Origin of the sequence: Escherichia sp. MOD1-EC5990, assembly GCF_002965285.1 — a bacterium.
In the GTDB taxonomy this organism is placed as follows: Bacteria; Pseudomonadota; Gammaproteobacteria; order Enterobacterales; family Enterobacteriaceae; genus Escherichia; species Escherichia coli_F.
Genome location: NZ_PTRV01000030.1, coordinates 21,369 through 44,831 on the forward strand (window position 1 = coordinate 21,369; position 23,463 = coordinate 44,831).

Genomic DNA, 23,463 nt, shown 5'->3' on the forward strand with positions numbered 1-23,463 from the left:
ACTGGATCTCTCATGTCTGCCGCAGGAAAGAGCAACCCACTGGCAATCAGTGGCCTGGTTGTGCTCACACTTATCTGGAGTTATAGCTGGATTTTCATGAAGCAAGTCACCAGCTACATCGGTGCCTTCGACTTTACCGCTTTACGCTGCATTTTCGGCGCTCTCGTTTTATTCATCGTCCTTTTATTACGTGGTCGCGGAATGCGCCCGACGCCGTTTAAATACACCTTAGCCATTGCCCTGTTACAAACCTGCGGGATGGTTGGCCTGGCGCAGTGGGCGCTGGTGAGCGGCGGAGCAGGGAAGGTGGCAATCCTGAGCTATACCATGCCATTCTGGGTGGTGATTTTCGCCGCGTTGTTTCTCGGTGAACGCCTGCGACGCGGGCAATATTTGGCGATTCTGATTGCCGCTTTCGGCTTATTTTTGGTGTTGCAGCCGTGGCAACTCGATTTCTCTTCGATGAAAAGCGCCATGCTGGCGATCCTCTCCGGTGTTAGTTGGGGGGCGAGCGCGATTGTCGCGAAACGCCTATACGCCCGCCATCCACGCGTGGATTTATTGTCGTTAACATCCTGGCAGATGCTTTATGCGGCGCTGGTGATGAGCGTGGTCGCTTGGCTGGTGCCGCAACGTGAAATTGACTGGCAGCCCACCGTGTTCTGGGCGCTGGCCTACAGTGCGATTCTGGCGACAGCGCTGGCCTGGAGCTTATGGCTGTTTGTATTGAAAAACTTACCCGCCAGTATCGCCAGCCTAAGCACGTTAGCAGTTCCTGTTTGCGGCGTACTCTTTTCCTGGTGGCTGCTCGGTGAAAATCCGGGGACCGTTGAAGGTAGCGGCATTGTGCTGATTGTGCTGGCACTGGCGCTGGTGAGCCGTAAGAAAAAAGAAGCCGTCAGCGTAAAAAGGATCTGAATTTTTTACAGGTGGGGCGAGCGCTCATTTAGCAAAATACCGATAATGCCCCACCATCCGCCAGCTAAACAGCACGTCTTCTTCCTGCGCGCCTGCGCCAATGTTATGTATCACCAGCGGCGTACCGTCGCGGGCGAAGCCATCTGAAACCACCCCAATATGTGCCAGCCCATTATCTAATCGCCAGGAGACAATATCGCCCGCTTGGTAGTCACTGGCGTTTTTGCTGGTGGGGCGTGTTTTATCGTGGCGGGTAAACCAGGTTTCCAGATTAGGCACCCGACGGTGATCGATGTTGCTGTCCGGGCGCTTTAACTGCCATTTTTGCGGGTACGCAGCAAAATTCTTCGCCATATCTTCGTGCACCAGTTTCTGCAAATCGACCTTCTGGCTGCGCAATGCACGGATTACCACATCGGAACATACGCCGCGTTCTTGCGGGACATCACCGCCAGGATAAGTAAGCTGCACATACGCCGGATCGTAAAATAGCGTGCTGCCAATTTGCTGTCTGGCACCGTCTGCGATGGCAAGATTGGTGTTGGCCTGGATTTGTACCACGGTTGGTGGAACAGCGGGAGATTTTAAGGAGTAACTGGTAAATACCGTCAGAAGACTGAACAACGCCAGTGAAGCTTTCATCTGTTTCGTCCGTGAAAAAATATTCACAGATTCGACCTTCCGGGCTAACGATTGTTCTGTGGAGAAAATGTCCAGAAGCGGATAAAAACTCCCGAACAACGTGGGAGTATCAGATTAATGGCACAGAGTGCCGGATGCGGCGTGAACGCCTTGTCAGACATAAAAAACACGTAAATTCAATGCGTTGCAGATATTTCGTAGGCCTGATAAGCGTAGCGCATCAGGCAATTTTGCGTTCAAACTCCCGGACAAGCCGGGAGTTTGGCATAGATTATTCCCACTCTTGCAGGAAACGCTGACCGTACTGGTCGGCTACCAGCAGTGCGGCGTAAACCTGATCTGGCGTCGCGCCGCCAGGCATGTTGTGGATGGTTTCACCTTCTGCACATGCCGCTTCTGCCACAATCCGCATTTTCGCCGGGACATCTTCTTTAATATCCAGTTGAGCGAGGGTTATTGGCAAACCTACCGCATGGCTAAGTGCAGCTACGGTTTCGATTTCTTCCACCGGCGCATTTTCCAGAACCAGCTGCGTCAGCGTACCGAATGCCACTTTTTCACCATGATAATAGTGATGGGCATCAGGTATTGCAGTCAGGCCGTTATGCACCGCGTGCGCCGCAGCCAGCCCACCGCTTTCAAAGCCAACGCCGCTCAAATAGGTGTTCGCTTCAATCACGCGTTCCAGTGCTGGAGTTACTACATGCTGTTCGGCGGCAAGCATCGCTTTTTCGCCTTCTTCCAGCAGCGTGTTGTAGCACAGTTCAGCCAGCGCCAGCGCTGCCTGAGTACACTTACCGCCCGCCATTGTGGTCGCACCGCTACGAGAGCAAGCACGCGCTTCAAACCAGGTCGCCAGCGCATCGCCGATACCCGCCGCTAACAGACGTGCAGGTGCGCCCGCGACGATTTTGGTGTCGACAATGACCATATTCGGGTTATTTGGCAACAGCAAATAGCGGTCAAACTCACCATCATCGGTGTAGATAACAGACAGCGCGCTGCACGGTGCGTCGGTAGAGGCAATAGTCGGTGCGATCGCTACCGGAACACCCATGAAATGTGCCAGCGCTTTGGCAGTATCGAGGGTTTTTCCGCCACCGATACCGAGAATTGCGCCACACTGCGCAGTCTCCGCGATGCCACGCAGACGGTCGATCTCATTTTGCGAACATTCACCGCCAAACGGCGCAATTTCTACTACCAGTCCAGCATCTTTAAAGCTTTTCTCGACAGTGGATTGAGCAAAACCTAAAACAAATTTGTCACCCACCACTAACCAGCGTTCTGCCAGCGGCTTCAGGTACTCGCCCAGACGATTAATGACATCTGCGCCCTGGATGTATTTACCCGGTGATTGAATAATGCGGTCCATAATTGCTCCTTTAGAGATGAGTAGTGCCAAATGCGGCATTCCAGTCGTGCTCAAACTTCTCTATAGCCGACTCTACCGCAGGAGTGTTGAGCATTTGTTGCGCTACATCTAAGGGTAGGGTGATGGACTCACATCCTGCCAGCAAACAATCCAGCGCCTGACGCGGTGTTTTAAAGCTGGCAGCCAGCACCATGCTTTCTGGCGCGTGCATTTCCAACAGCGCTTGCAGCTCCTGAACCGTACGAATGCCGTCACCGCCCTGGGCGTCGACGCGGTTAACATACGGAGCAACATATTTTGCCCCTGCCAGCGCGGCTAATAACCCTTGTGCGGCGCTATATATAGCGGTGCCAAGTGTAGTAATACCCTCTTTTTTCAGCATTTTAATGGCGGCAAGACCTTCGGAAGTTACCGGGATTTTCACCACAATGCCCGGAATGGCGTCGCGCAGGCGCTTCGCTTCTTCCACCATACCCTGTGCGTCACGACTCATGGTCTGAGCAAACAGAATACCCTCATCACCAATCGCTTTTTGCAAACGCGGCAGCACTTCCCAGATGGACTCCTTGCTGGCAGCGATAATGCTCGGGTTAGTTGTTACCCCGGCAATCGGGAATATGCGTGCCAGACGTTCGACTTCTGCGACGTTAGCGGTGTCCAGATACAGTTCCATGATGTTTCCTTTTACAGTTCCAGTTCATGTTGCAGCAGGCTGGCGATAGCGTCGGCAGAGGCGGCGTTAACCAGCGCGTTACGGAATTCTTCGTGCATGATGCGGCGAGCGAGGCGCGAGAAAATGCGCATATGCTGATCGCCGGCAGCGTGTTTGTTAAGGGTTAACATAATGATGAATTGTGCTTCATCATCGCCCCAGCGCACTGGCGCTTGCAGACGCGCCACGCTGATGGTGGACTGCTCAATGTGTTCTGATTTGCTGTGTGGAATGGCAAAACTAAAGCCCAGACCGGTAGAGAAAACGGCCTCGCGCGCCCACAAGTCGGCTTCCAGTTTACGCGGATAGCGGCAGCGGCCCGCCAGCAGCAGGTTATCGGTCATGCCTTTGAGCACTTCTTCTTTGCTGCGCCAGTCGCTTTCCAGCGTGATGCACTCGGCGGTGACCAGTGGTGCATCCTGTTGCGTCATGCGGAATTGTGCCAGCAGGTGTTCCACTTCCAGCGAAGTACGGCAGGCCATTGCCTGGTTGAGTAACTGGCGGCATTCGCGGCTATCAAGTTGCGCCATTCGCGCTTTCGCCGCCGGAATTGACGGTGCACTCATGCTCAACTCATCCAGCCCTAAACCGACCAGCAACGGCAGCACGGAACCTTTCGCCCCCAGTTCACCGCACAGACCAATCCATTTGCCCTGGCGATGCACTGCCTGCACGGCGTAATCAAGCGCTCGTAAGAATGCCGGATTCAGGCTGTTGTAGTGACGAGTTACCTTAGCGTTATCGCGATCCACTGCCAGCAGATATTGCGTCAGGTCATTACTACCAATACTAAAGAAATCAATCTCCTCACAGCATTGATCGATGATGAACATTACTGACGGCACTTCAAGCATGATACCGAGCTGGATCTTCTCATCAAACGGAATGTGTTCGTTACGCAGCTGCTGTTTAGCTTCTGCCAGTTTTTCTTTCACCCATAAGATCTCTTCCATTGAAGAGATCATCGGGATCATGATTTTCAGGCTACCATGAGCGGAGGCGCGCAGGATCGATCGTAGCTGCGTGGTAAATAACGACGCGTACTCTTCATAAATACGCACGGCGCGATAACCGAGGAACGGGTTTGCCTCTGCGGGAATATTCAGATAATCAACGGGTTTGTCACCGCCAATATCCATAGTGCGCACAATAATGCTGCGTCCGTTGGCGGACTCCAGCGCCTGACAAAAAATGTTGTACAGCTCGCTTTCGCCCGGTGCACTGGTGCGATCCATATAGAGCATTTCAGTGCGGAACAAACCAACGCCTTCCGCACCATTGCCGAATGCGGCCTGCGCTTCGACGGAGTGAGCGATGTTAGCGGCAATTTCAATGCGGATACCGTCAGCGGTACGGGCTTGTTGGGTCAGCCAGACACGCTGTTGCTCACGAAGGGCGTTCTGTACGCGGGCTTCTTGCTGATAATAACGGGCTACGGCTTCTCCAGGATCAACCACAATCGCCCCAGCGTTGCCGTCGATATAAATCGTTTGATGCTGCCACGGAGTAAGGGCATCAATATCCACACCAACCAGCGTCGGAATGTTGAACGAACGGGCAAGGATCACCGTGTGTGAGGTAGTGCCGCCACTTTTGAGCAACAATCCTTTGAGGTGATTTTTATCCAGTTCGAGGAACTGGCTAGGGGTCAGTTCATCAGCCATACAAATGGCGGGCTGCGTCAGCTTGCCCGGTGCCGGAAAGCGTTTCTCGCCGTAGATTTGCTGGAGTAACTGGAAGCAGACATCGCGCACATCCAGCGCGCGTTCTTGCAGGTAGCTGCTGCTGGAACGGGAAAACTCTTCGCAAAAGTGATTCGCACTGGTAACAATTGCTTCGGCGCAGCTTAATCCGGCGCAGACGCCTGCCAGTAAATGTTCGCGCAGGGAAGTATCGCCAGCCAGGGATCGGTGCGCTTCCAGAATCGCGCTGGTAGCACCGTCGCTATCCAGCAGACGAAACTCAATGTTTTTCAGTACCAGCGTCAGGCCGTTTTCCAGCGCGGATTGCTCGGCGTCAACGCCTTTGGCAGCGGGAAGATTACCCAGCGCATTGAGATCTAAAGAAGAGATCGGCGTCAGAATGCCGCCTGCGCTACTGCTGCACACGGTGCGGGCGCGGATAATTCGCGGATTCAGGTTGGTCAGTGAAACCGGCAGCGGCTCCAGTTCGTCAGATTTTACTTCTGCCAGCGGTGCGTCGCAGTGGGGGAATTCATCGCGCAGCCATTGGCTTAAACGCTGGTGCGCTTCCTGCTCGTCGGCCCCGGAAATCAGTAACTGGCAGTTATCGCCCACCAGCGTATCGGTGCCAATCAGCGCAAGGGCGCTTTTGGCGTTGCCCTTGCGGTCAGTGCGCAGGTTATGCCACTCAATTTGTGATGAAAAAGTATTACACAGCGTTTCAACGTGGCTTGCCGGACGCGCATGTACGCCGTTAGGTAGCTCACAAATAAATTCCACAATCAGGGCCATTGCCTCTCTCCCGGTACGGTTTTCTGTTTACAGGATAAGAGCGCACGGCAACGGCCTGCCATGTGACAAATCTGCCAAAAGCTGGACAAATGTAATGTAACCGTCAATTTGCGACGCGTCTCACAAGACGCCGTTCTGCGGCATGCTTCCGGGTTATCGCAAGTTATGAGGCGGATCGCATTTTTGTACTGATATTACAAAAGTCCAGTAAATGGCCTTTTTATCCACTGTTTGCTCCGCCTGCGATTGCCTATTGTTTCCTCCATCAAAAATATGGACATGGGCTTTTGCAAGCCCGGGAGCAGCTTATGAATGAGTTGGTGCAGATCCTGAAAAATACCCGTCAGCATTTAATGACGGGCGTTTCACATATGATTCCCTTCGTGGTATCGGGCGGTATTTTGCTGGCGGTTTCCGTCATGTTGTATGGCAAAGGCGCAGTGCCGGATGCCGTAGCCGATCCGAATCTAAAAAAACTGTTTGATATCGGCGTTGCGGGGTTGACGCTGATGGTGCCTTTCCTCGCAGCGTACATCGGTTATTCCATTGCAGAACGTTCTGCGCTGGCTCCGTGCGCTATCGGTGCCTGGGTTGGTAACAGCTTTGGTGCGGGCTTCTTTGGCGCGCTGATCGCCGGGATTATCGGCGGCATCGTGGTGCATTACCTGAAGAAAATTCCGGTGCATAAAGTTCTGCGCTCGGTGATGCCAATCTTCATCATTCCGATCGTCGGCACACTGATTACCGCTGGTGTCATGATGTGGGGACTGGGCGAGCCGGTGGGGGCGTTGACCAACAGCCTGACCCAGTGGCTTCAGGGCATGCAACAAGGCAGCGTAGTGATGCTGGCGGTGATCATGGGATTGATGCTGGCCTTTGATATGGGCGGCCCGGTTAACAAAGTGGCCTATGCCTTCATGCTGATCTGTGTGGCTCAGGGCGTTTATACCGTGGTGGCCATTGCTGCCGTGGGGATTTGTGTTCCACCGTTGGGCATGGGGCTGGCGACGCTGATTGGTCGTAAAAATTTCTCTGCAGAAGAGCGCGAAACCGGCAAAGCGGCGTTGGTGATGGGGTGTGTTGGGGTTACTGAAGGGGCGATTCCTTTCGCCGCTGCCGATCCGCTGCGTGTCATTCCTTCCATCATGGTCGGTTCAGTTTGTGGTGCAGTGACTGCGGCGCTGGTCGGTGCGCAGTGCTATGCAGGCTGGGGTGGTCTGATTGTGCTGCCTGTGGTTGAAGGCAAGCTGGGTTATATCGCCGCAGTGGCTGTCGGGGCAGTAGTGACAGCAGTTTGTGTGAACGTGCTGAAAAGTCTGGCGCGTAAAAATGGGCCTTCGACTGATGAGAAGGAAGACGACCTGGATCTGGATTTTGAAATTAATTAATTGAGGAACGAGCCATGACGAAAATTATTGCAGTAACCGCATGTCCATCTGGTGTTGCCCATACTTATATGGCGGCAGAGGCGCTTGAAAGCGCTGCGAAAGCGAAAGGTTGGGAAGTGAAAGTAGAAACTCAGGGCTCGATTGGTCTGGAAAATGAACTGACTGCGGAAGACGTGGCGAGCGCCGATATGGTGATTCTGACCAAAGATATCGGCATCAAGTTTGAAGAGCGTTTTGCTGGCAAGACCATTGTGCGCGTCAACATCAGCGACGCGGTAAAACGCGCTGACGCCATTATGAGCAAAATTGAAGCTCACCTGGCACAAACCGCTTAAGTCCTTATCCCGCTCGCAAGGGCGGGTTCGCTTCCCCACAGGAGTTCCTCATGACGAATCGTATCTCTCGCCTTAAAACTGCACTGTTTGCTAATACCCGTGAAATCTCGCTGGAGCGGGCGCTGCTTTATACCGCCAGCCATCGGCAAACCGAAGGCGAACCAGTGATATTGCGCCGGGCGAAAGCAACAGCGTATATCCTTGAACATGTTGAAATTTCGATTCGTGATGAAGAACTGATTGCTGGTAACCGTACCGTAAAACCGCGCGCCGGGATTATGTCGCCGGAAATGGACCCTTACTGGCTGCTGAAAGAGCTGGATCAATTTCCGACGCGACCGCAGGACCGCTTCGCCATTAGTGAAGAAGATAAACGTATCTACCGCGAAGAGCTGTTCCCATACTGGGAAAAACGCTCGATGAAAGATTTCATTAACGGGCAGATGACGGATGAAGTAAAAGCCGCGACCAGCACGCAGATTTTCAGTATCAACCAGACAGATAAAGGCCAGGGGCACATCATTATTGATTACCCGCGCCTGCTGAATCACGGGCTGGGTGAGCTGGTGGCGCAGATGCAGCAACATTGCCAGCAACAGCCGGAGAATCACTTTTATCAGGCTGCGCTGTTATTGCTCGAAGCCTCGCAGAAACACATTTTGCGTTACGCCGAACTGGCGGAAACGATGGCGGCAAACTGCACCGATGCCCAGCGTCGCGAAGAACTGCTGACTATCGCGGAGATCTCCCGCCATAACGCCGAACATAAGCCGCAGACGTTCTGGCAAGCGTGCCAGTTGTTCTGGTACATGAACATCATTCTGCAATACGAATCCAACGCCAGCTCGCTGTCTTTAGGGCGCTTCGACCAGTATATGTTGCCATTCTATCAGGCATCATTAACCCAGGGCGAAGATCCGGCGTTCCTGAAAGAACTGCTCGAATCTTTATGGGTGAAATGCAACGACATCGTGCTGTTGCGCTCCACCAGCAGCGCGCGCTATTTCGCAGGTTTCCCGACCGGCTATACCGCCCTGCTCGGTGGGTTAACCGAAAACGGACGTAGCGCGGTGAACGTGCTTTCGTTCCTTTGCCTCGATGCCTATCAAAGCGTGCAATTACCACAACCGAACCTGGGTGTGCGCACTAACGCCTTGATCGACACGCCGTTCCTGATGAAAACCGCAGAAACCATTCGCCTCGGCACGGGTATTCCGCAAATCTTCAACGATGAAGTGGTGGTGCCAGCGTTCCTCAATCGTGGCGTTTCGCTGGAAGATGCGCGCGATTATTCCGTAGTGGGTTGCGTGGAGTTATCTATTCCTGGCAGAACCTATGGTCTGCATGACATCGCGATGTTTAACCTGCTGAAAGTGATGGAAATCTGCCTGCATGAAAATGAAGGTAATGCCACGCTGAGTTATGAAGGTTTGCTGGAACAGATCCGCGCCAAGATCAGCCACTACATCACCCTGATGGTTGAAGGCAGCAATATTTGTGATATCGGTCACCGTGACTGGGCCCCTGTACCGCTGCTCTCGTCGTTTATCAGCGATTGTCTGGAAAAAGGCCGCGATATTACCGATGGCGGCGCGCGTTATAACTTCTCCGGCGTACAGGGGATCGGTATCGCCAACCTGAGCGATTCTCTCCATGCGTTGAAAGGGATGGTTTTTGAGCAACAGCGTTTAAGTTTTGACGAATTGCTGTCGGTATTAAAAGCCAACTTCGCAACGCCAGAAGGCGAAAAAGTCCGCGCTCGCTTAATTAACCGCTTTGAGAAATACGGTAACGATATCGACGAGGTGGATAACATTAGCGCCGAACTCCTGCGTCATTACTGCAAAGAAGTGGAAAAATACCAGAACCCGCGCGGCGGCTACTTCACGCCGGGATCGTATACCGTTTCTGCTCACGTCCCGTTGGGATCGGTGGTTGGTGCGACGCCAGACGGCCGTTTTGCCGGGGAACAACTGGCAGACGGTGGTTTGTCTCCCATGCTGGGCCAGGATGCACAAGGACCAACGGCGGTACTGAAATCAGTCAGCAAGCTCGATAACACGCTGCTTTCTAACGGTACGTTGCTGAACGTGAAATTCACTCCGGCGACCCTGGAAGGTGAAGCGGGATTACGCAAACTAGCCGACTTCTTACGGGCATTTACCCAGCTTAAGTTGCAGCATATTCAGTTTAACGTGGTGAACGCTGACACGTTGCGGGAAGCCCAACAGCGCCCACAGGACTATGCCGGGCTGGTGGTGCGCGTAGCCGGATACAGCGCCTTCTTTGTTGAATTGTCGAAGGAGATCCAGGATGACATCATCCGCCGGACAGCGCATCAGCTGTAACGTTGTGGAAACGCGCCGCAATGATGTGGCGCGCATTTTCAACATTCAGCGTTATTCACTGAATGACGGCGAGGGCATTCGTACGGTGGTCTTTTTTAAAGGCTGCCCGCATCTTTGCCCGTGGTGTGCTAATCCGGAGTCGATCTCCGGCAAAATCCAGACGGTACGCAGAGAGGCGAAATGCCTGCACTGCGCGAAATGTTTGCGTGATGCGGATGAATGCCCTTCCGGTGCGTTTGAACGGATTGGTCGCGATATCAGCCTTGACGCGCTGGAGCGGGAAGTGATGAAAGATGACATTTTCTTTCGCGCGTCCGGCGGCGGCGTCACGCTTTCTGGCGGCGAAGTGTTAATGCAGGCGGAGTTTGCTACCCGTTTTTTACAGCGACTTCGTCTGTGGGGCGTGTCATGCGCTATCGAAACTGCCGGAGACGCGCCGACCAGCAAGTTGTTACCGCTGGCGAAATTGTGCGATGAAGTGTTGTTCGATTTAAAAATTATGGACGTGACTCAGGCGCGGGATGTGGTGAAGATGAACTTGCCACGCGTGCTGGAGAACTTGCGTTTGCTGGTGAGTGAGGGTGTCAACGTGACCCCGCGTTTACCGCTGATCCCTGGTTTCACACTCAGCCGGGAGAATATGCAGCAGGCGCTGGACGTGCTGATCCCGCTGAATATCAGGCAGATCCATCTGTTACCGTTTCATCAGTACGGCGAACCAAAATACCGTCTGCTGGGGAAAACATGGTCGATGAAAGAGGTGCCAGCGCCGTCGTCAGCCGATGTGGCAACGATGCGCGAAATGGCAGAACGGGCCGGATTTCAGGTTACCGTGGGAGGTTAAAATGGCATACCTGGTGGCAGTAACCGCCTGCGTCAGTGGCGTGGCGCATACTTATATGGCGGCGGAACGGCTGGAAAAGTTGTGCCAGTTAGAGAAGTGGGGCGTCAGCATTGAAACTCAGGGCGCGCTGGGGACGGAGAATCGTTTAGCGGACGAGGATATCCGTCGGGCGGATGTTGCGCTGTTGATTACGGATATCGAGCTTGCCGGTGCCGAGCGATTTGAACATTGCCGCTATGTGCAATGCAGCATCTACGCATTCCTGCGTGAGCCGCAGCGGGTAATGAGCGCGGTGCGCAAAGTGCTTTCTGCGCCGCAGCAAACCCATCTTATTCTGGAGTAGTCGGTTTTTCTGTCAGTTGGCTGTGGTACTGCCGGCGATATTCCGACGGCGAGCGTTCGGTGTTTTTACGAAACAGACGGCAGAAGTAGTTGCTGTCGACAAAGCCGCAGGCGTGCGCCACTTCTTTTACCTTCAGGTCATAGCCTTTCAATAACGTCTTAGCGTGCTCCAGTCGCGTGTGATTCAGGTATTCGTTAAAACCAATGGCCCCCGTTTTTTGAAACAGGTGCGAGAGGTAATTTGGCGAAATATAGAATGCCTGTGCGACAGATTCGCGGGTAAGCGCGGAGGCATAGCGTTCGTCGATATAATCACGAATAGCTTCGAACAGTGCCTGGCTGCGTGAGGCGGTCTGGATTTGGCTGCCAAGCAAATCGCGGCAGTGGCTAAGCAGGCTGGCGACGATAAGCCTTGCCGTTTGCTGCTCTTGCGACTGCATTTGCATTTCATTGAGCGTTTGTAGCAGAAAAGAACCAATGCGCGGGCCGCGTCGGGCGACGTGTTGCTTCGCCAGATTTTGATATTGTTTGCCATCCCATTGCACGACGCTGAAGCCGAGTTGCTGTTTGCCAAACAGCACGCTAAAGGTAGTGGCGGGGGCTTGCCATTGTGGAAAATTCCAGCCACCAGCGGGAACGTACAGCACATCGCCGGGAACTAACGTTGCTCCAGCGCCGGTATCAACAAACTCACCTTCCAGCACAATTTCCAGCCGTGGAAAATCGACCTGATACGCAAGATCGGGCACCGGGCCGTTGCTGCTGGCAAAGTAAATCTGGCGCAGCGACAGTGGGCCGTTTATCAGGCGGGAGAGCAGATAGCTGACGTCGTGATACATGTTATTCCCTTAGGTAGGTAGTCGGGAAAACAGTAACTGGCATTATTAAAAAAGGCCACCTGAAAAGTGTGGCCTGATGGGAGTGCGATGTAAACATTGTGCCAGTATCGCATCCGGCAAATAGCGCCAGACGCGATACAAAGGTCATTTACTGATTACCCACCTGATCGCCATACGGCAGAGTGTCGTAATCGATCAGCGCGTTTTTCTTGTACGGGTTACCAATCCAGCGGGTAGTTTCTTTGAACTGCGGATTCACCACTGAACGGGTTGGATCGTAACCGTCGTAAGATAAGCCCGCCAAATCTGACCAAGTGTGGATCAGTTCCGCCAGGCTGTATTTACGATCAACATCCTGCGAGAAATCACGCGGATGAGTCGCTTGCCATTTTTCTGACGTCCACAGCAGGAACGGAATGGTGTACATATGACGCGTCGGGTTGTCCTCATTACGCCCCTGAGTTTTGTGCGGCGGCGTGTCGTAAACCTCTTCACCGTGGTCAGAGAAGTAAACCAGGAAACCGTTCGGGTCTGCTGCTTTAAAGTCTTTAATCAGGCTGGCAACCACATGATCGTTATACAGGTTAGCGTTATCATAATCGTTATATGACTCCAGCTCTTCTGCGCTTAGTCCCGGCGGAACATGATCGGTATTGCCATCAAACTTGCCCTGATTTTCCGGGTAGCGGTATTTGTATTTGATATGCGTACCCAGCAGATGAACGATGATCAGTTTCTTCGGCGCAGGGTCATTCAGTACTTCCTGGAACGGCTTCAGCACGTTGGTGTCGTATTCACGCGCACTCTGCGTACGTTGCTGGTTCATGTAGTACTGCTTGTCGGTCTGGCGCGAAAATACCGTCAGCATGGTATTGCGGGCGGTCATCGTCTGCTGGTTGGTGATCCAGAAGGTTTTATAACCCGCCTGTTTCATCATGTTCATCAGCGACGGCTGCGTCAGATACAGATCCGGGTTCTTTTCATTGGCAAAAGTCAGCGCCTGTTGCAGGATTTCAATGGTGTACGGACGAGACGTCACCACGTTATTAAACACGGTCAGATTCGGATCGGTTTTATGCAGCGCATCCAGCTCCGGCGTGGTTTCACGCGGATAACCGTACAGACTCATGCGTCCACGCTGGGTCGACTCGCCAATCACCAGCACTAAGGTGCGCGGTTCGTTACCCGATTCATCTTTGAAATTAGCCAGCGGCGGCAAGGCATTATTTTCATTCAGTAGCTTTGTTAGCGAGTTTAGTTGCTGACGATACTGATAATAGCCGGTCAGGAATTGCCACGGTGCGGCAGGCTCCATACGCGATGCCAGGTTATCCAACGTTTTCTCAAACGGCTTGTTTTTGATAAACGTATTCATGGCGATCGGATGCAGAATCAAGCCATAAAGCAGGGCAAAAGAGACAACATAACGCCACGGCTTTGGAATATAGACCGGGCGCAGGCGTGTCCACAGCAGAACTGCCACTGCCGTATAGGCCAGCGCGATAAGCACAATTTTCAGGCTGAAATACTGGCTTAAATACTCGCTGGCTTCGTTGGTGTTGGTTTCGAACATCACAAACAGAACGCTCTGCGAGAACTCCTGACCGTAGATGACGTAGTAGCACAGCGCCGCCAGAGAGGCCGCCCATAGCACCACGCCGATTACTGCGGCAATAATTTTAATCCGCTTCGGAAAGAGGAATACCGGGATCAACCACAGCGAACTGAATAACAGCGAGTCGCGAATGCCGTTAGTGCCACTATAACCACTGATGTAAATAATGGCCTGTAGCAAGGTAGAGAAAAACCAAAAGTAGAGCAGTGCCCAACCCAGGGCTTTCCAGCTAAAAAGAGGTTTAGCTTGGACTTCTGTGGAATGCATAGTAAGAACCTGTCTTGAAAAAATATCGCCGAATGTAACGACAATTCCTTAAGGATATCTGAAGGGATATCCAGAATTTGAATAAAATGCAGACAGAAATATATTGAAAACGAGGGTGTTAGAACAGAAGTATTTCAGAAAACCCTCGCGCAAAAGCACGAGGGTTTGCAGGAGGGGGGAAGATTAGCCGGTATTACGCATACCTGCCGCAATCCCGGCAATAGTAACCATTAACGCTTGCTCGACGCGAGGATCCGGTTCCTGGCCTTCTTTTTCTGCCTGGCGGGAGCGGTGCAGCAACTCGGCCTGCAATACGTTCAGTGGGTCGGTGTAAATATTTCGCAGCTGAATAGACTCCGCAATCCACGGCAGATCGGCCATCAGGTGAGAATCGTTGGCAATCGCCAGCACCACTTTGATGTCTTCTTCTTGCAGATTACGTAACTCTTTACCTAACGGCCACAATGCTTTGTCTACCAGACGTTGATCATAGTATTCCGCCAGCCACAGGTCTGCTTTGGCGAAGACCATCTCCAGCATGCCGAGACGCGTCGAGAAGAATGGCCAGTCGCGGCACATGGCTTCCAGTTCGCTCTGCTTGCCATCTTCGACCACTTTTTGCAGCGCCGTACCTGCACCCAGCCAGGCGGGGAGCATCAGGCGGTTTTGTGTCCAGGCAAAAATCCACGGAATGGCGCGCAGTGACTCGACGCCGCCGGTCGGGCGACGTTTCGCCGGACGTGAACCCAACGGCAGTTTGCCCAGCTCTTGTTCCGGCGTAGCGGAGCGGAAGTACGGCACAAAATCTTTGTTTTCACGTACGTAGCCACGGTAGAGATCGCAGGAGATGACTGACAGTTCATCCATAATGCGACGCCAGCTCTCTTTCGGCTCCGGCGGTGGCAGCAGGTTGGCTTCCAGAATTGCCCCGGTGTACAGCGACAGGCTGCTAACGGTGATTTCTGGCAGACCATATTTAAAGCGGATCATCTCGCCCTGTTCGGTCACGCGAAGGCCGCCTTTCAGGCTTCCTGGCGGTTGTGACAGCAGCGCCGCATGGGCAGGTGCGCCGCCGCGACCAATGGAACCGCCGCGGCCGTGGAACAGCGTCAGTTCAATACCCGCTTTTTCGCAGGTTTTGATTAATGCATCCTGTGCCTGATATTGCGCCCAGGAAGCCGCCATCACCCCCGCATCTTTTGCTGAGTCGGAATAGCCAATCATCACCATCTGTTTGCCCTGAATCAGGCCGCGATACCAGTCGATATTGAGCAACTGGGTCATGACATCGTTGGCGTTGTTCAGGTCATCAAGGGTTTCAAACAGCGGTGCAACCGGCATCGCAAATCCAATACCCGCTTCTTTCAGCAGCAGGTGTACAGCCAGTACGTCGGACGGCGTTTTTGCCATCGAGATCACGTAGGCGGCAATGGAACCTTGCGGTGCTTCAGCAATTACCTGACAGGTATCAAGTACTTCGCGCGTTTCGGCGCTCGGTTGCCAGTTACGCGGCAGAAGAGGGCGTTTGGAGTTCAGTTCGCGGATCAGGAACGCCTGTTTGTCGGCCTCTGACCAGCTTTCGTAGTCGCCGATGCCGAGGTAGCGGGTCAGTTCGCCCAGCGCTTCGGTATGACGGGTACTCTCCTGACGGATATCAATACGGACCAGCGGTACACCGAAACATTTCACGCGGCGCAGGGTGTCGAGCAGATCGCCGTTGGCAATAATACCCATGCCACACGCCTGAAGGGACTGGTAGCAAGCGTAGAGCGGCTCCCACAGTTCTTCGTTCTGCGTCAGCAGACCCTCTGGTTTTGGTACTTCTTCACCTTTCAGGCGCGCTTCCAGCCATGCCTGTGTCGCCATCAAGCGGGAACGCAGGTTTTTCATCAGATAGCGATACGGTTCTGCGGCACCTTCTTCGCCGACCAGCGCCAGCAGTTCCGGAGTTGCTTCAACCATCGACAGTTCAGAAACCAGAACTTGAATATCTTTCAGGAACAGATCGGTGGCTTTCCAGCGGCTGAGCAGCAGGACGTGGCGGGTGATATCGGCAGTGACGTTCGGGTTTCCGTCGCGGTCGCCGCCCATCCACGAGGTAAAACGCACCGGAACAAATTCGACGGGTAGTTTGTAGCCGAGGTTCTCTTCCAGTTGTTCGTTCAGTTCGCGCAGGTAATTCGGTACGCCTTGCCACAGGCTGTTTTCTACTACGGCAAAGCCCCATTTGGCCTCATCTACCGGGCTTGGGCGCAGCTTACGGATTTCATCGGTATGCCATGACTGGGCGATCAACTGGCGCAGGCGGCGCATCAGTTGGTTATGTTCGTAGTCGGCGATATCTTTGTTGTCGAGCTGTTTTAAGCAGGCGTTCACTTCCACCATTTTGTGGATCAGCGTACGACGGGTAATTTCGGTTGGGTGAGCCGTGAGGACCAGTTCCAGCGACAGCGATTCCACTGCTTTTTTGATGGTGTCTTCGCTCAGTTCCGGCTGGTTTTTCAGTTTACGCAGGGTGCGGGCGATCACTTCCGGATTGCTGGCTGCTTCGCCTTTCGGCGAAATGCTATGGTATTGCTCGGCGGTGTTAGCCAGATTCAGGAACTGACTAAACGCACGCGCAACGGGCAGCAGCTCGTCGTTCGACAAATTTTGTAAAGTGGTGAGCAACTCCTGGCGGTTAGCATCATTGCCAGCGCGTGAAGATTTGGACAACTTACGGATAGTTTCAACGCGTTCAAGAATGTGTTCTCCCAACGCATCCTTGATGGTTTCCCCCAGCACTTTGCCGAGCATACTGACATTACTACGCAATGCGGAATATTGTTCGTTCATATTACCCCAGACACCCCATCTTATCGTTTGATAGCCCTGTATCCTTCACGTCGCATTGGCGCGAATATGCTCGGGCTTTGCTTTTCGTCGTCTTTTATAAAGCCACGTAAAAGCGATGACGTCAAATGCTGCGAAATCGCTTCAGCAAACGAATAAATAGCAGGAATTTACGCCATTAAATTCACGACGCTTTAAATAAGCGTAACTTATGGAAATGTTAAAAAATCGCCTTGAGTAACACCAAAGGTGTAGGTCGGATAAGATGCGCAAGCATCGCATCCGACATTGTTTGGCCTACGTTTTAATGCCAGCAGAAATGGTGAATCACCTGGGTGATCAGTTCGCGGGTGGGCTTGATAAACCGTGTCTCCAGGTATTCATCAGGCTGATGAGCCTGATTAATTGAGCCAGGTCCCAGCACCAGCGTCGGGCATAACGTCTGAATAAACGGCGCTTCGGTACAGTAATTCACCACTTCGGTCTTTGCTCCGAGCAATTTCTCAACCACTTCAACCAGTTGATGATTCGGTGGGCATTCATAGCCAGGAATCGGTGGATGCAGCTCGTCGACCGTCAGACGACCCGGCCAGCGCTCGCTCACCGGAGACAATGCATCGTTGAGCAAACCATTAAGTTCATTGAGTGTCATGCCTGGCAGCGGACGAATATCCATATGCAACTCACAGCAAGCGCAAATACGGTTAGATGCATCGCCACCGTGAATATGCCCGAGGTTGAGCGTAGGGTATGGCACGGTAAATGCTTCGTAGTGATAACGTTCTTTCAGATTATCGCGCAATTGCAAAATATGCCCGATGGCGTCGTGCATCAATTCGATCGCGTTAACTCCGCGTGCTGGATCGCTGGAGTGCCCCGACTGGCCCTGAATACGGATGGCGTTCGAGATATGGCCTTTATGTGCGCGTACCGGTTGCAGCGACGTCGGTTCGCCAATGATGGCGCAATCCGGGCGCAGGGCGGTAGTTTCGGCAAAATAACGCGCTCCTGCCATACTGGTCTCTTCATCGGCAGTCGCCAGAATGTAGAGCGGTTTTTTCAGTTTCGTGACGTCGACATCGCGTAGTGCATCGAGGATAAACGCAAAAAAGCCTTTCATGTCGGCGGTGCCTAAGCCGTAAAGCTTGCCGTCATGCTCCGTCAGCGTAAACGGATCGCGCGTCCAGCGGCCGTCATCAAATGGCACCGTATCGGTATGCCCCGCCAGCAGCAAACCGCCAGCTCCCTGTCCGCAACTGGCTAGCATATTAAATTTGTTGCGAGTTCCCGGCACGGGCTGCACTTCCACATTGAAGCCCAAATCTTTAAACCAGTCCGCCAGCAGAGTGATTAAATCTGCATTGCTTTGATCGAGTGCCTCTTCCGTGGCGCTTATTGAAGGTGTGGCAATCAGAGCACGGTAAATCTCGATAAATGGCGGTAATTTGTTTTTCATTGTTGACACACCTCTGGTCATGATAGTATCAATATTCATGCAGTATTTGTGAATAAAAATACACTAACGTTGAGCGTAATAAAACCCACCAGCCGTAAGGTGAATGTTTTACGTTTAACCAGGCAACCAGACATAAGAAGGTGAATAGCCCCGATGTTGAATACGCTGATTGTGGGTGCCAGCGGTTACGCTGGCGCAGAGCTAGTGACCTATGTAAATCGCCATCCGCATATGAACATAACCGCTTTGACTGTTTCAGCGCAAAGCAATGATGCGGGAAAGTTAATCTCCGATTTGCATCCGCAGCTAAAAGGCATCGTTGATCTGCCGTTGCAGCCGATGTCGGATATCAGTGAGTTTAGCCCAGGGGTGGACGTGGTGTTTCTTGCTACTGCCCATGAAGTTAGTCACGATTTAGCGCCACAATTTCTTGAAGCGGGCTGTGTGGTGTTCGACCTTTCCGGCGCGTTTCGTGTTAACGACGCCACCTTCTATGAAAAATATTACGGCTTTAGCCATCAATACCCGGAACTGTTGGAACAGGCAGCTTACGGTCTGGCGGAGTGGTGCGGTCATAAATTAAAAGAAGCGAACTTAATTGCGGTGCCTGGCTGTTATCCGACGGCGGCGCAATTGGCGCTGAAACCGTTGATTGATGCCGATCTTCTTGACCTCAATCAGTGGCCGGTTATCAACGCCACCAGTGGTGTGAGCGGAGCAGGACGTAAGGCCGCGATTTCAAATAGTTTTTGTGAAGTTAGCCTGCAACCGTATGGTGTCTTTACTCATCGCCATCAACCAGAGATCGCCACACACCTCGGTGCTGACGTTATTTTTACCCCGCATCTGGGCAATTTCCCGCGCGGCATTCTCGAAACCATTACCTGCCGCCTGAAGCCTGGCGTGAACCAGGCGCAAGTCGCGCAAGCGTTACAGCAGGCGTATGCCCATAAACCGCTGGTACGGTTGTATGACAAAGGCGTTCCGGCGCTGAAAAATGTCGTCGGGCTGCCGTTCTGCGATATCGGTTTTGCCGTTCAGGGGGAACATCTGATTATTGTGGCGACCGAAGACAACTTATTGAAAGGCGCGGCAGCACAAGCGGTACAGTGCGCCAATATTCGTTTCGGCTATGCGGAAACGCAGTCTCTTATTTAGGGGTGCAATGATGAATCCATTAATTATCAAACTGGGCGGCGTACTGCTGGATAGTGAAGAGGCGCTGGAACGTCTGTTTACCGCACTGGTGAATTATCGCGAGTCACATCAGCGTCCGCTGGTGATTGTCCACGGCGGCGGCTGCGTGGTGGATGAGCTGATGAAAGGACTGAATCTGCCGGTGAAAAAGAAAAACGGCCTGCGGGTGACGCCTGCGGATCAGATAGACATTATCACCGGAGCGCTGGCGGGAACGGCAAATAAAACCCTGCTGGCATGGGCGAAGAAACATCAGATTGCAGCCGTAGGTTTGTTTCTCGGTGACGGCGACAGCGTAAAAGTGACCCAGCTCGATGAAGAGTTAGGCCATGTTGGACTGGCGCAGCCAGGTTCGCCTAAGCTTATCAACACGTTGCTGGAAAACGGTTATCTACCAGTGGTCAGCTCCATTGGCGTAACGGACGAAGGGCAACTGATGAACGTCAATGCTGACCAGGCGGCGACGGCGCTGGCGGCAACGCTGGGCGCGGATCTGATTTTGCTCTCTGATGTCAGCGGTATTCTCGACGGCAAAGGGCAACGTATTGCCGAAATGACCGCAGCGAAAGCAGAACAACTGATTGAGCAGGGCATTATTACTGACGGCATGATAGTGAAAGTGAACGCGGCGCTGGACGCTGCGCGCACGCTGGGTCGCCCGGTAGATATTGCCTCCTGGCGTCATGCGGAACAGCTTCCGGCACTGTTTAACGGTATGCCGATGGGTACGCGGATTTTAGCTTAAGTTTTGTTGGCCGGAGACGTAGCTTTCTGGCATTGAATTTCAAAATAAGGAAACAGAGTTATGGCACTTTGGGGCGGGCGTTTTACCCAGGCAGCAGATCAACGGTTTAAACAATTCAACGACTCACTGCGCTTTGATTACCGTCTGGCGGAGCAGGATATTGTTGGCTCTGTGGCCTGGTCCAAAGCGCTGGTAACGGTAGGCGTGTTAACCGCAGAAGAACAGGTGCAACTGGAAGAGGCGCTCAATGTGCTGCTGGAAGATGTTCGCGCCAGGCCACAACAAATTCTTGAAAGCGACGCCGAAGATATCCATAGCTGGGTGGAAGGCAAACTGATCGACAAAGTGGGCCAGTTAGGCAAAAAATTGCATACCGGGCGTAGCCGTAATGATCAGGTAGCGACTGACCTGAAACTGTGGTGCAAGGATACCGTTAGCGAGTTACTGACGGCTAACCGACAGTTACAATCCGCTCTGGTCGAGACCGCGCAGAATAATCAGGACGCGGTAATGCCTGGTTACACTCACCTGCAACGCGCCCAGCCGGTGACGTTTGCGCACTGGTGCCTGGCCTATGTTGAGATGCTGGCGCGTGATGAAAGCCGTTTGCAGGATGCGCTTAAGCGTCTGGATGTCAGCCCGTTAGGCTGTGGCGCACTGGCGGGAACGGCCTATGAAATCGACCGTGAACAGTTAGCAGGCTGGCTGGGCTTTGCCTCGGCGACCCGTAACAGTCTCGACAGCGTTTCTGACCGCGACCACGTGCTGGAACTGCTTTCTGCCGCCGCTATCGGTATGGTGCATTTGTCGCGTTTTGCCGAAGATCTGATTTTCTTTAACACCGGCGAAGCGGGTTTTGTGGAGCTTTCTGATCGTGTTACTTCCGGTTCATCATTAATGCCGCAGAAGAAAAACCCGGATGCGCTGGAGCTGATTCGGGGTAAATGCGGTCGTGTTCAGGGCGCGTTGACTGGCATGATGATGACGCTGAAAGGTTTGCCGCTGGCTTACAACAAAGATATGCAGGAAGACAAAGAAGGTCTGTTCGACGCGCTCGATACCTGGCTGGACAGCCTGCATATGGCGGCGCTGGTGCTGGACGGCATTCAGGTGAAACGTCCGCGTTGCCAGGAAGCGGCTCAGCAGGGTTACGCCAACGCCACTGAACTGGCGGATTACCTGGTGGCGAAAGGCGTACCTTTCCGCGAGGCGCATCATATTGTGGGTGAAGCGGTGGTGGAAGCCATTCGTCAGGGCAAACCGCTGGAAGAACTGCCGCTCAGTGAGTTGCAGAAATTCAGTCAGGTGATTGGCGAAGATGTCTATCCGATTCTGTCGCTGCAATCGTGCCTCGACAAGCGTGCGGCAAAAGGCGGCGTCTCACCGCAGCAGGTGGCGCAGGCGATTGCTTTTGCGCAGGCGCGGTTGGGGTAATTGGTTTATATTGCTCCCCTGAAAATGGGGAGCTTACCACGCCTATAAAGTAGCGACACTACGTAGGCGGACTGCCTCAGGCAGAAATTTGTCAGCATTCTGGTGACCTTAAATTTAACGCCCAACCAGAACTATTATTTGTCATATTCCTTTTTATTCTTGCGTCTTCTTTACCTTCACTCTCCCCATGAAAATCATATTTTCAATACATCAATCAATACATATTTTAATTAATTGAATATAATTCATTTCTATTGCTGCGCTCATTTTTAATGATTAATGGAGTTTGTTATGTGATTATTTAACGTGTTGTTTTAACGATGATGGTTAATTATTCAGGTGGTTTTTGAGGGTGTTTTTTCTCCTCGGCGGAAATTTTTATTTTTAATGTGATCACGGTTGAATAATCGCCCTTTCTCTCTTGTATGGTAGTAGGCGTAAAATTGAGTTTGAAGCGTCTATTTACAACACAGGAGATTGCAATAATGAAAATTATTGCTGCAGATGTTTTTGTTACTTGCCCAGGACGTAATTTCGTTACGCTTAAAATAACCACTGCAAGCGGACTTTGTGGATTGGGAGATGCCACATTAAATGGTCGCGAATTGTCGGTCGCTTCTTATCTGAAAGATCATCTTTGTCCACAATTAATTGGCCGCGATGCCAGCCGTATCGAAGATATCTGGCAATTCTTTTATAAAGGTGCTTACTGGCGACGTGGCCCCGTCACGATGTCGGCCATTTCTGCCATTGATATGGCGTTGTGGGATATCAAAGCCAAAGCGGCAAATATGCCATTGTATCAACTGCTTGGTGGGGCTTCTCGTGAAGGCGTGATGGTTTATTGCCACACCACCGGGCGCACGATTGATGAAGTCCTTGAAGACTATGCAAAGCACCAGCAGATGGGCTTTAAGGCGATTCGTGTGCAGTGCGGTGTACCGGGTATGCAAACCACTTATGGCCTGGCGAAGGGCAAAGGACTGGCGTATGAACCGGCAACCAAAGGCCTGTGGCCGGAAGAGCAGTTGTGGTCTTCAGAAAAGTATCTCGATTTTACACCGAAGTTATTTGAAGCGGTGCGTAATAAGTTCGGTTTTAACGAACATCTGTTGCATGACATGCACCATCGCCTGACTCCTATCGAAGCGGCGCGCTTTGGGAAGAGCATTGAGGATTACCGCCTGTTCTGGATGGAAGATCCGACGCCTGCCGAGAACCAGGAATGTTTTCGTCTGATTCGCCAGCATACTGTGACGCCGATTGCGGTCGGTGAAGTGTTTAACAGTATCTGGGACTGCAAGCAGTTAATCGAAGAGCAGCTGATTGACTATATTCGCACGACGATTACCCATGCAGGCGGCATTACCGGGATGCGACGGATTGCCGATTTTGCATCGCTTTATCAGGTACGTACCGGTTCGCATGGCCCTTCAGATTTATCGCCTGTTTGTCATGCGGCGGCGCTGCATTTTGACCTCTGGGTGCCAAACTTTGGTGTTCAGGAGTACATGGGCTATTCCGAACAAATGCTTGAAGTCTTCCCGCACAGCTGGCGCTTCGATGAAGGTTATATGCACCCAGGCGATGAACCGGGGCTGGGTATTTCTTTCGATGAGAAACTGGCGGCGAAATATCCGTATGACCCGGCGTATCTCCCCGTCGCACGACTGGAAGATGGCACATTGTGGAACTGGTAA

General features: G+C 52.6%; 18 protein-coding genes. 10 read left to right on the top strand and 8 right to left on the bottom strand.

All coding sequences use genetic code 11. The annotated features are described in order from the left end of the window. Positions 1-12 precede the first annotated feature (12 nt). Complete coding sequence (yijE, locus tag BEB42_RS23415) at positions 13-918, top strand: cystine transporter YijE (protein WP_001271251.1); 906 nt, start codon at positions 13-15, stop codon at positions 916-918. Between the two features lie 24 nt (positions 919-942). On the opposite strand, the gene BEB42_RS23420 is transcribed toward yijE, so the two are convergent. The 4 genes from BEB42_RS23420 to ptsP all read right to left on the bottom strand — a co-directional run bounded on the left by BEB42_RS23420 (position 943) and on the right by ptsP (position 6,121). Further along, on the bottom strand, positions 943-1,560 hold the full coding sequence (locus BEB42_RS23420) for a DUF1287 domain-containing protein (RefSeq protein WP_000647861.1): 618 nt from the start codon (positions 1,558-1,560) through the stop codon (positions 943-945). A 271-nt stretch (positions 1,561-1,831) separates the two neighbouring features. Beyond that, complete coding sequence (gene gldA / locus BEB42_RS23425; RefSeq protein ID WP_000373989.1) at positions 1,832-2,935, bottom strand: bifunctional L-1,2-propanediol dehydrogenase/glycerol dehydrogenase; 1,104 nt, start codon at positions 2,933-2,935, stop codon at positions 1,832-1,834. A 10-nt stretch (positions 2,936-2,945) separates the two neighbouring features. Further along, the gene (gene fsa, locus BEB42_RS23430) at positions 2,946-3,608 is read right to left on the bottom strand and encodes a fructose-6-phosphate aldolase (RefSeq protein WP_000424843.1); all 663 of its coding nucleotides are present in this window, start codon (positions 3,606-3,608) and stop codon (positions 2,946-2,948) included. A gap of 11 nt (positions 3,609-3,619) precedes the next feature. Beyond that, positions 3,620-6,121 carry a phosphoenolpyruvate--protein phosphotransferase gene (gene ptsP, locus BEB42_RS23435; RefSeq protein ID WP_001185148.1) on the bottom strand — a complete coding sequence of 834 codons (2,502 nt, stop codon included), beginning with the start codon at positions 6,119-6,121 and terminating at the stop codon, positions 3,620-3,622. A gap of 308 nt (positions 6,122-6,429) precedes the next feature. Between ptsP and BEB42_RS23440 the strand changes: the two genes are divergently transcribed. The 5 genes from BEB42_RS23440 to BEB42_RS23460 are packed head-to-tail and all read left to right on the top strand — an operon-like array spanning position 6,430 to position 11,379. Next, positions 6,430-7,509, top strand: coding sequence for a PTS fructose transporter subunit EIIC (locus BEB42_RS23440; RefSeq protein WP_001004471.1), 1,080 nt, complete (start codon positions 6,430-6,432; stop codon positions 7,507-7,509). A gap of 14 nt (positions 7,510-7,523) precedes the next feature. Continuing rightward, a complete protein-coding gene (locus BEB42_RS23445; RefSeq protein WP_000161265.1) occupies positions 7,524-7,844 on the top strand; it encodes a PTS fructose-like transporter subunit IIB in 321 nt (106 codons plus the stop codon). 50 nt (positions 7,845-7,894) lie between these two features. Then, entirely contained in the window at positions 7,895-10,192 is a 2,298-nt protein-coding gene (locus tag BEB42_RS23450) for a formate C-acetyltransferase (RefSeq protein ID WP_000184823.1), read from the top strand. Further along, a complete protein-coding gene (locus tag BEB42_RS23455; protein WP_000204128.1) occupies positions 10,158-11,036 on the top strand; it encodes a [formate-C-acetyltransferase]-activating enzyme in 879 nt (292 codons plus the stop codon). Before BEB42_RS23450 ends, BEB42_RS23455 begins: the two co-directional genes overlap by 35 nt. A 1-nt stretch (position 11,037) precedes the next feature. Continuing rightward, positions 11,038-11,379 carry a PTS fructose-like transporter subunit IIB gene (locus BEB42_RS23460; RefSeq protein ID WP_000323849.1) on the top strand — a complete coding sequence of 114 codons (342 nt, stop codon included), beginning with the start codon at positions 11,038-11,040 and terminating at the stop codon, positions 11,377-11,379. Here the strand turns inward: BEB42_RS23460 and BEB42_RS23465 are convergent. The 4 genes from BEB42_RS23465 to argE all read right to left on the bottom strand — a co-directional run bounded on the left by BEB42_RS23465 (position 11,366) and on the right by argE (position 18,387). Continuing rightward, on the bottom strand, positions 11,366-12,217 hold the full coding sequence (locus BEB42_RS23465) for an AraC family transcriptional regulator (RefSeq protein ID WP_000274639.1): 852 nt from the start codon (positions 12,215-12,217) through the stop codon (positions 11,366-11,368). The two genes, BEB42_RS23460 and BEB42_RS23465, sit on opposite strands and share 14 nt — an antisense overlap. 148 nt (positions 12,218-12,365) lie before the next feature. Further along, complete coding sequence (locus tag BEB42_RS23470; RefSeq protein ID WP_000556307.1) at positions 12,366-14,099, bottom strand: phosphoethanolamine transferase CptA; 1,734 nt, start codon at positions 14,097-14,099, stop codon at positions 12,366-12,368. Positions 14,100-14,282: 183 nt separating this feature from the next. Beyond that, positions 14,283-16,934, bottom strand: coding sequence for a phosphoenolpyruvate carboxylase (gene ppc, locus BEB42_RS23475; protein ID WP_001005598.1), 2,652 nt, complete (start codon positions 16,932-16,934; stop codon positions 14,283-14,285). A gap of 301 nt (positions 16,935-17,235) precedes the next feature. Further along, the gene (gene argE, locus BEB42_RS23480; RefSeq protein WP_001353723.1) at positions 17,236-18,387 is read right to left on the bottom strand and encodes an acetylornithine deacetylase; all 1,152 of its coding nucleotides are present in this window, start codon (positions 18,385-18,387) and stop codon (positions 17,236-17,238) included. 153 nt (positions 18,388-18,540) lie between these two features. Here argE and argC point away from each other — a divergent pair, with 153 nt between their 5' ends. The 4 genes from argC (at position 18,541) to manD (ending at position 23,463) form a co-directional block, all read left to right on the top strand. After that, a complete protein-coding gene (gene argC / locus BEB42_RS23485; protein WP_000935360.1) occupies positions 18,541-19,545 on the top strand; it encodes an N-acetyl-gamma-glutamyl-phosphate reductase in 1,005 nt (334 codons plus the stop codon). A gap of 7 nt (positions 19,546-19,552) precedes the next feature. Then, positions 19,553-20,329: an acetylglutamate kinase gene (argB, locus tag BEB42_RS23490; protein ID WP_010364915.1), complete on the top strand. Its 777-nt coding sequence runs from the start codon at positions 19,553-19,555 to the stop codon at positions 20,327-20,329. 60 nt (positions 20,330-20,389) lie between these two features. Beyond that, positions 20,390-21,763, top strand: coding sequence for an argininosuccinate lyase (gene argH / locus BEB42_RS23495; RefSeq protein ID WP_001240112.1), 1,374 nt, complete (start codon positions 20,390-20,392; stop codon positions 21,761-21,763). 485 nt (positions 21,764-22,248) lie between these two features. Then, positions 22,249-23,463, top strand: a complete 1,215-nt coding sequence (gene manD / locus BEB42_RS23500) for a D-mannonate dehydratase ManD (RefSeq protein WP_000690928.1) — start codon at positions 22,249-22,251, stop codon at positions 23,461-23,463.

Excerpts from the sequence above, each read along its gene's own strand:
- yijE (WP_001271251.1), top strand. The coding sequence starts at position 13 with ATGTCTGCCGCAGGAAAGAGCAACCCACTGGCAATCAGTGGCCTGGTT.
- BEB42_RS23420 (WP_000647861.1), bottom strand. The coding sequence starts at position 1,560 with ATGAAAGCTTCACTGGCGTTGTTCAGTCTTCTGACGGTATTTACCAGT.
- gldA (WP_000373989.1), bottom strand. The coding sequence starts at position 2,935 with ATGGACCGCATTATTCAATCACCGGGTAAATACATCCAGGGCGCAGAT.
- fsa (WP_000424843.1), bottom strand. The coding sequence starts at position 3,608 with ATGGAACTGTATCTGGACACCGCTAACGTCGCAGAAGTCGAACGTCTG.
- ptsP (WP_001185148.1), bottom strand. The coding sequence starts at position 6,121 with ATGGCCCTGATTGTGGAATTTATTTGTGAGCTACCTAACGGCGTACAT.
- BEB42_RS23440 (WP_001004471.1), top strand. The coding sequence starts at position 6,430 with ATGAATGAGTTGGTGCAGATCCTGAAAAATACCCGTCAGCATTTAATG.
- BEB42_RS23445 (WP_000161265.1), top strand. The coding sequence starts at position 7,524 with ATGACGAAAATTATTGCAGTAACCGCATGTCCATCTGGTGTTGCCCAT.
- BEB42_RS23450 (WP_000184823.1), top strand. The coding sequence starts at position 7,895 with ATGACGAATCGTATCTCTCGCCTTAAAACTGCACTGTTTGCTAATACC.
- BEB42_RS23455 (WP_000204128.1), top strand. The coding sequence starts at position 10,158 with ATGACATCATCCGCCGGACAGCGCATCAGCTGTAACGTTGTGGAAACG.
- BEB42_RS23460 (WP_000323849.1), top strand. The coding sequence starts at position 11,038 with ATGGCATACCTGGTGGCAGTAACCGCCTGCGTCAGTGGCGTGGCGCAT.
- BEB42_RS23465 (WP_000274639.1), bottom strand. The coding sequence starts at position 12,217 with ATGTATCACGACGTCAGCTATCTGCTCTCCCGCCTGATAAACGGCCCA.
- BEB42_RS23470 (WP_000556307.1), bottom strand. The coding sequence starts at position 14,099 with ATGCATTCCACAGAAGTCCAAGCTAAACCTCTTTTTAGCTGGAAAGCC.
- ppc (WP_001005598.1), bottom strand. The coding sequence starts at position 16,934 with ATGAACGAACAATATTCCGCATTGCGTAGTAATGTCAGTATGCTCGGC.
- argE (WP_001353723.1), bottom strand. The coding sequence starts at position 18,387 with ATGAAAAACAAATTACCGCCATTTATCGAGATTTACCGTGCTCTGATT.
- argC (WP_000935360.1), top strand. The coding sequence starts at position 18,541 with ATGTTGAATACGCTGATTGTGGGTGCCAGCGGTTACGCTGGCGCAGAG.
- argB (WP_010364915.1), top strand. The coding sequence starts at position 19,553 with ATGATGAATCCATTAATTATCAAACTGGGCGGCGTACTGCTGGATAGT.
- argH (WP_001240112.1), top strand. The coding sequence starts at position 20,390 with ATGGCACTTTGGGGCGGGCGTTTTACCCAGGCAGCAGATCAACGGTTT.
- manD (WP_000690928.1), top strand. The coding sequence starts at position 22,249 with ATGAAAATTATTGCTGCAGATGTTTTTGTTACTTGCCCAGGACGTAAT.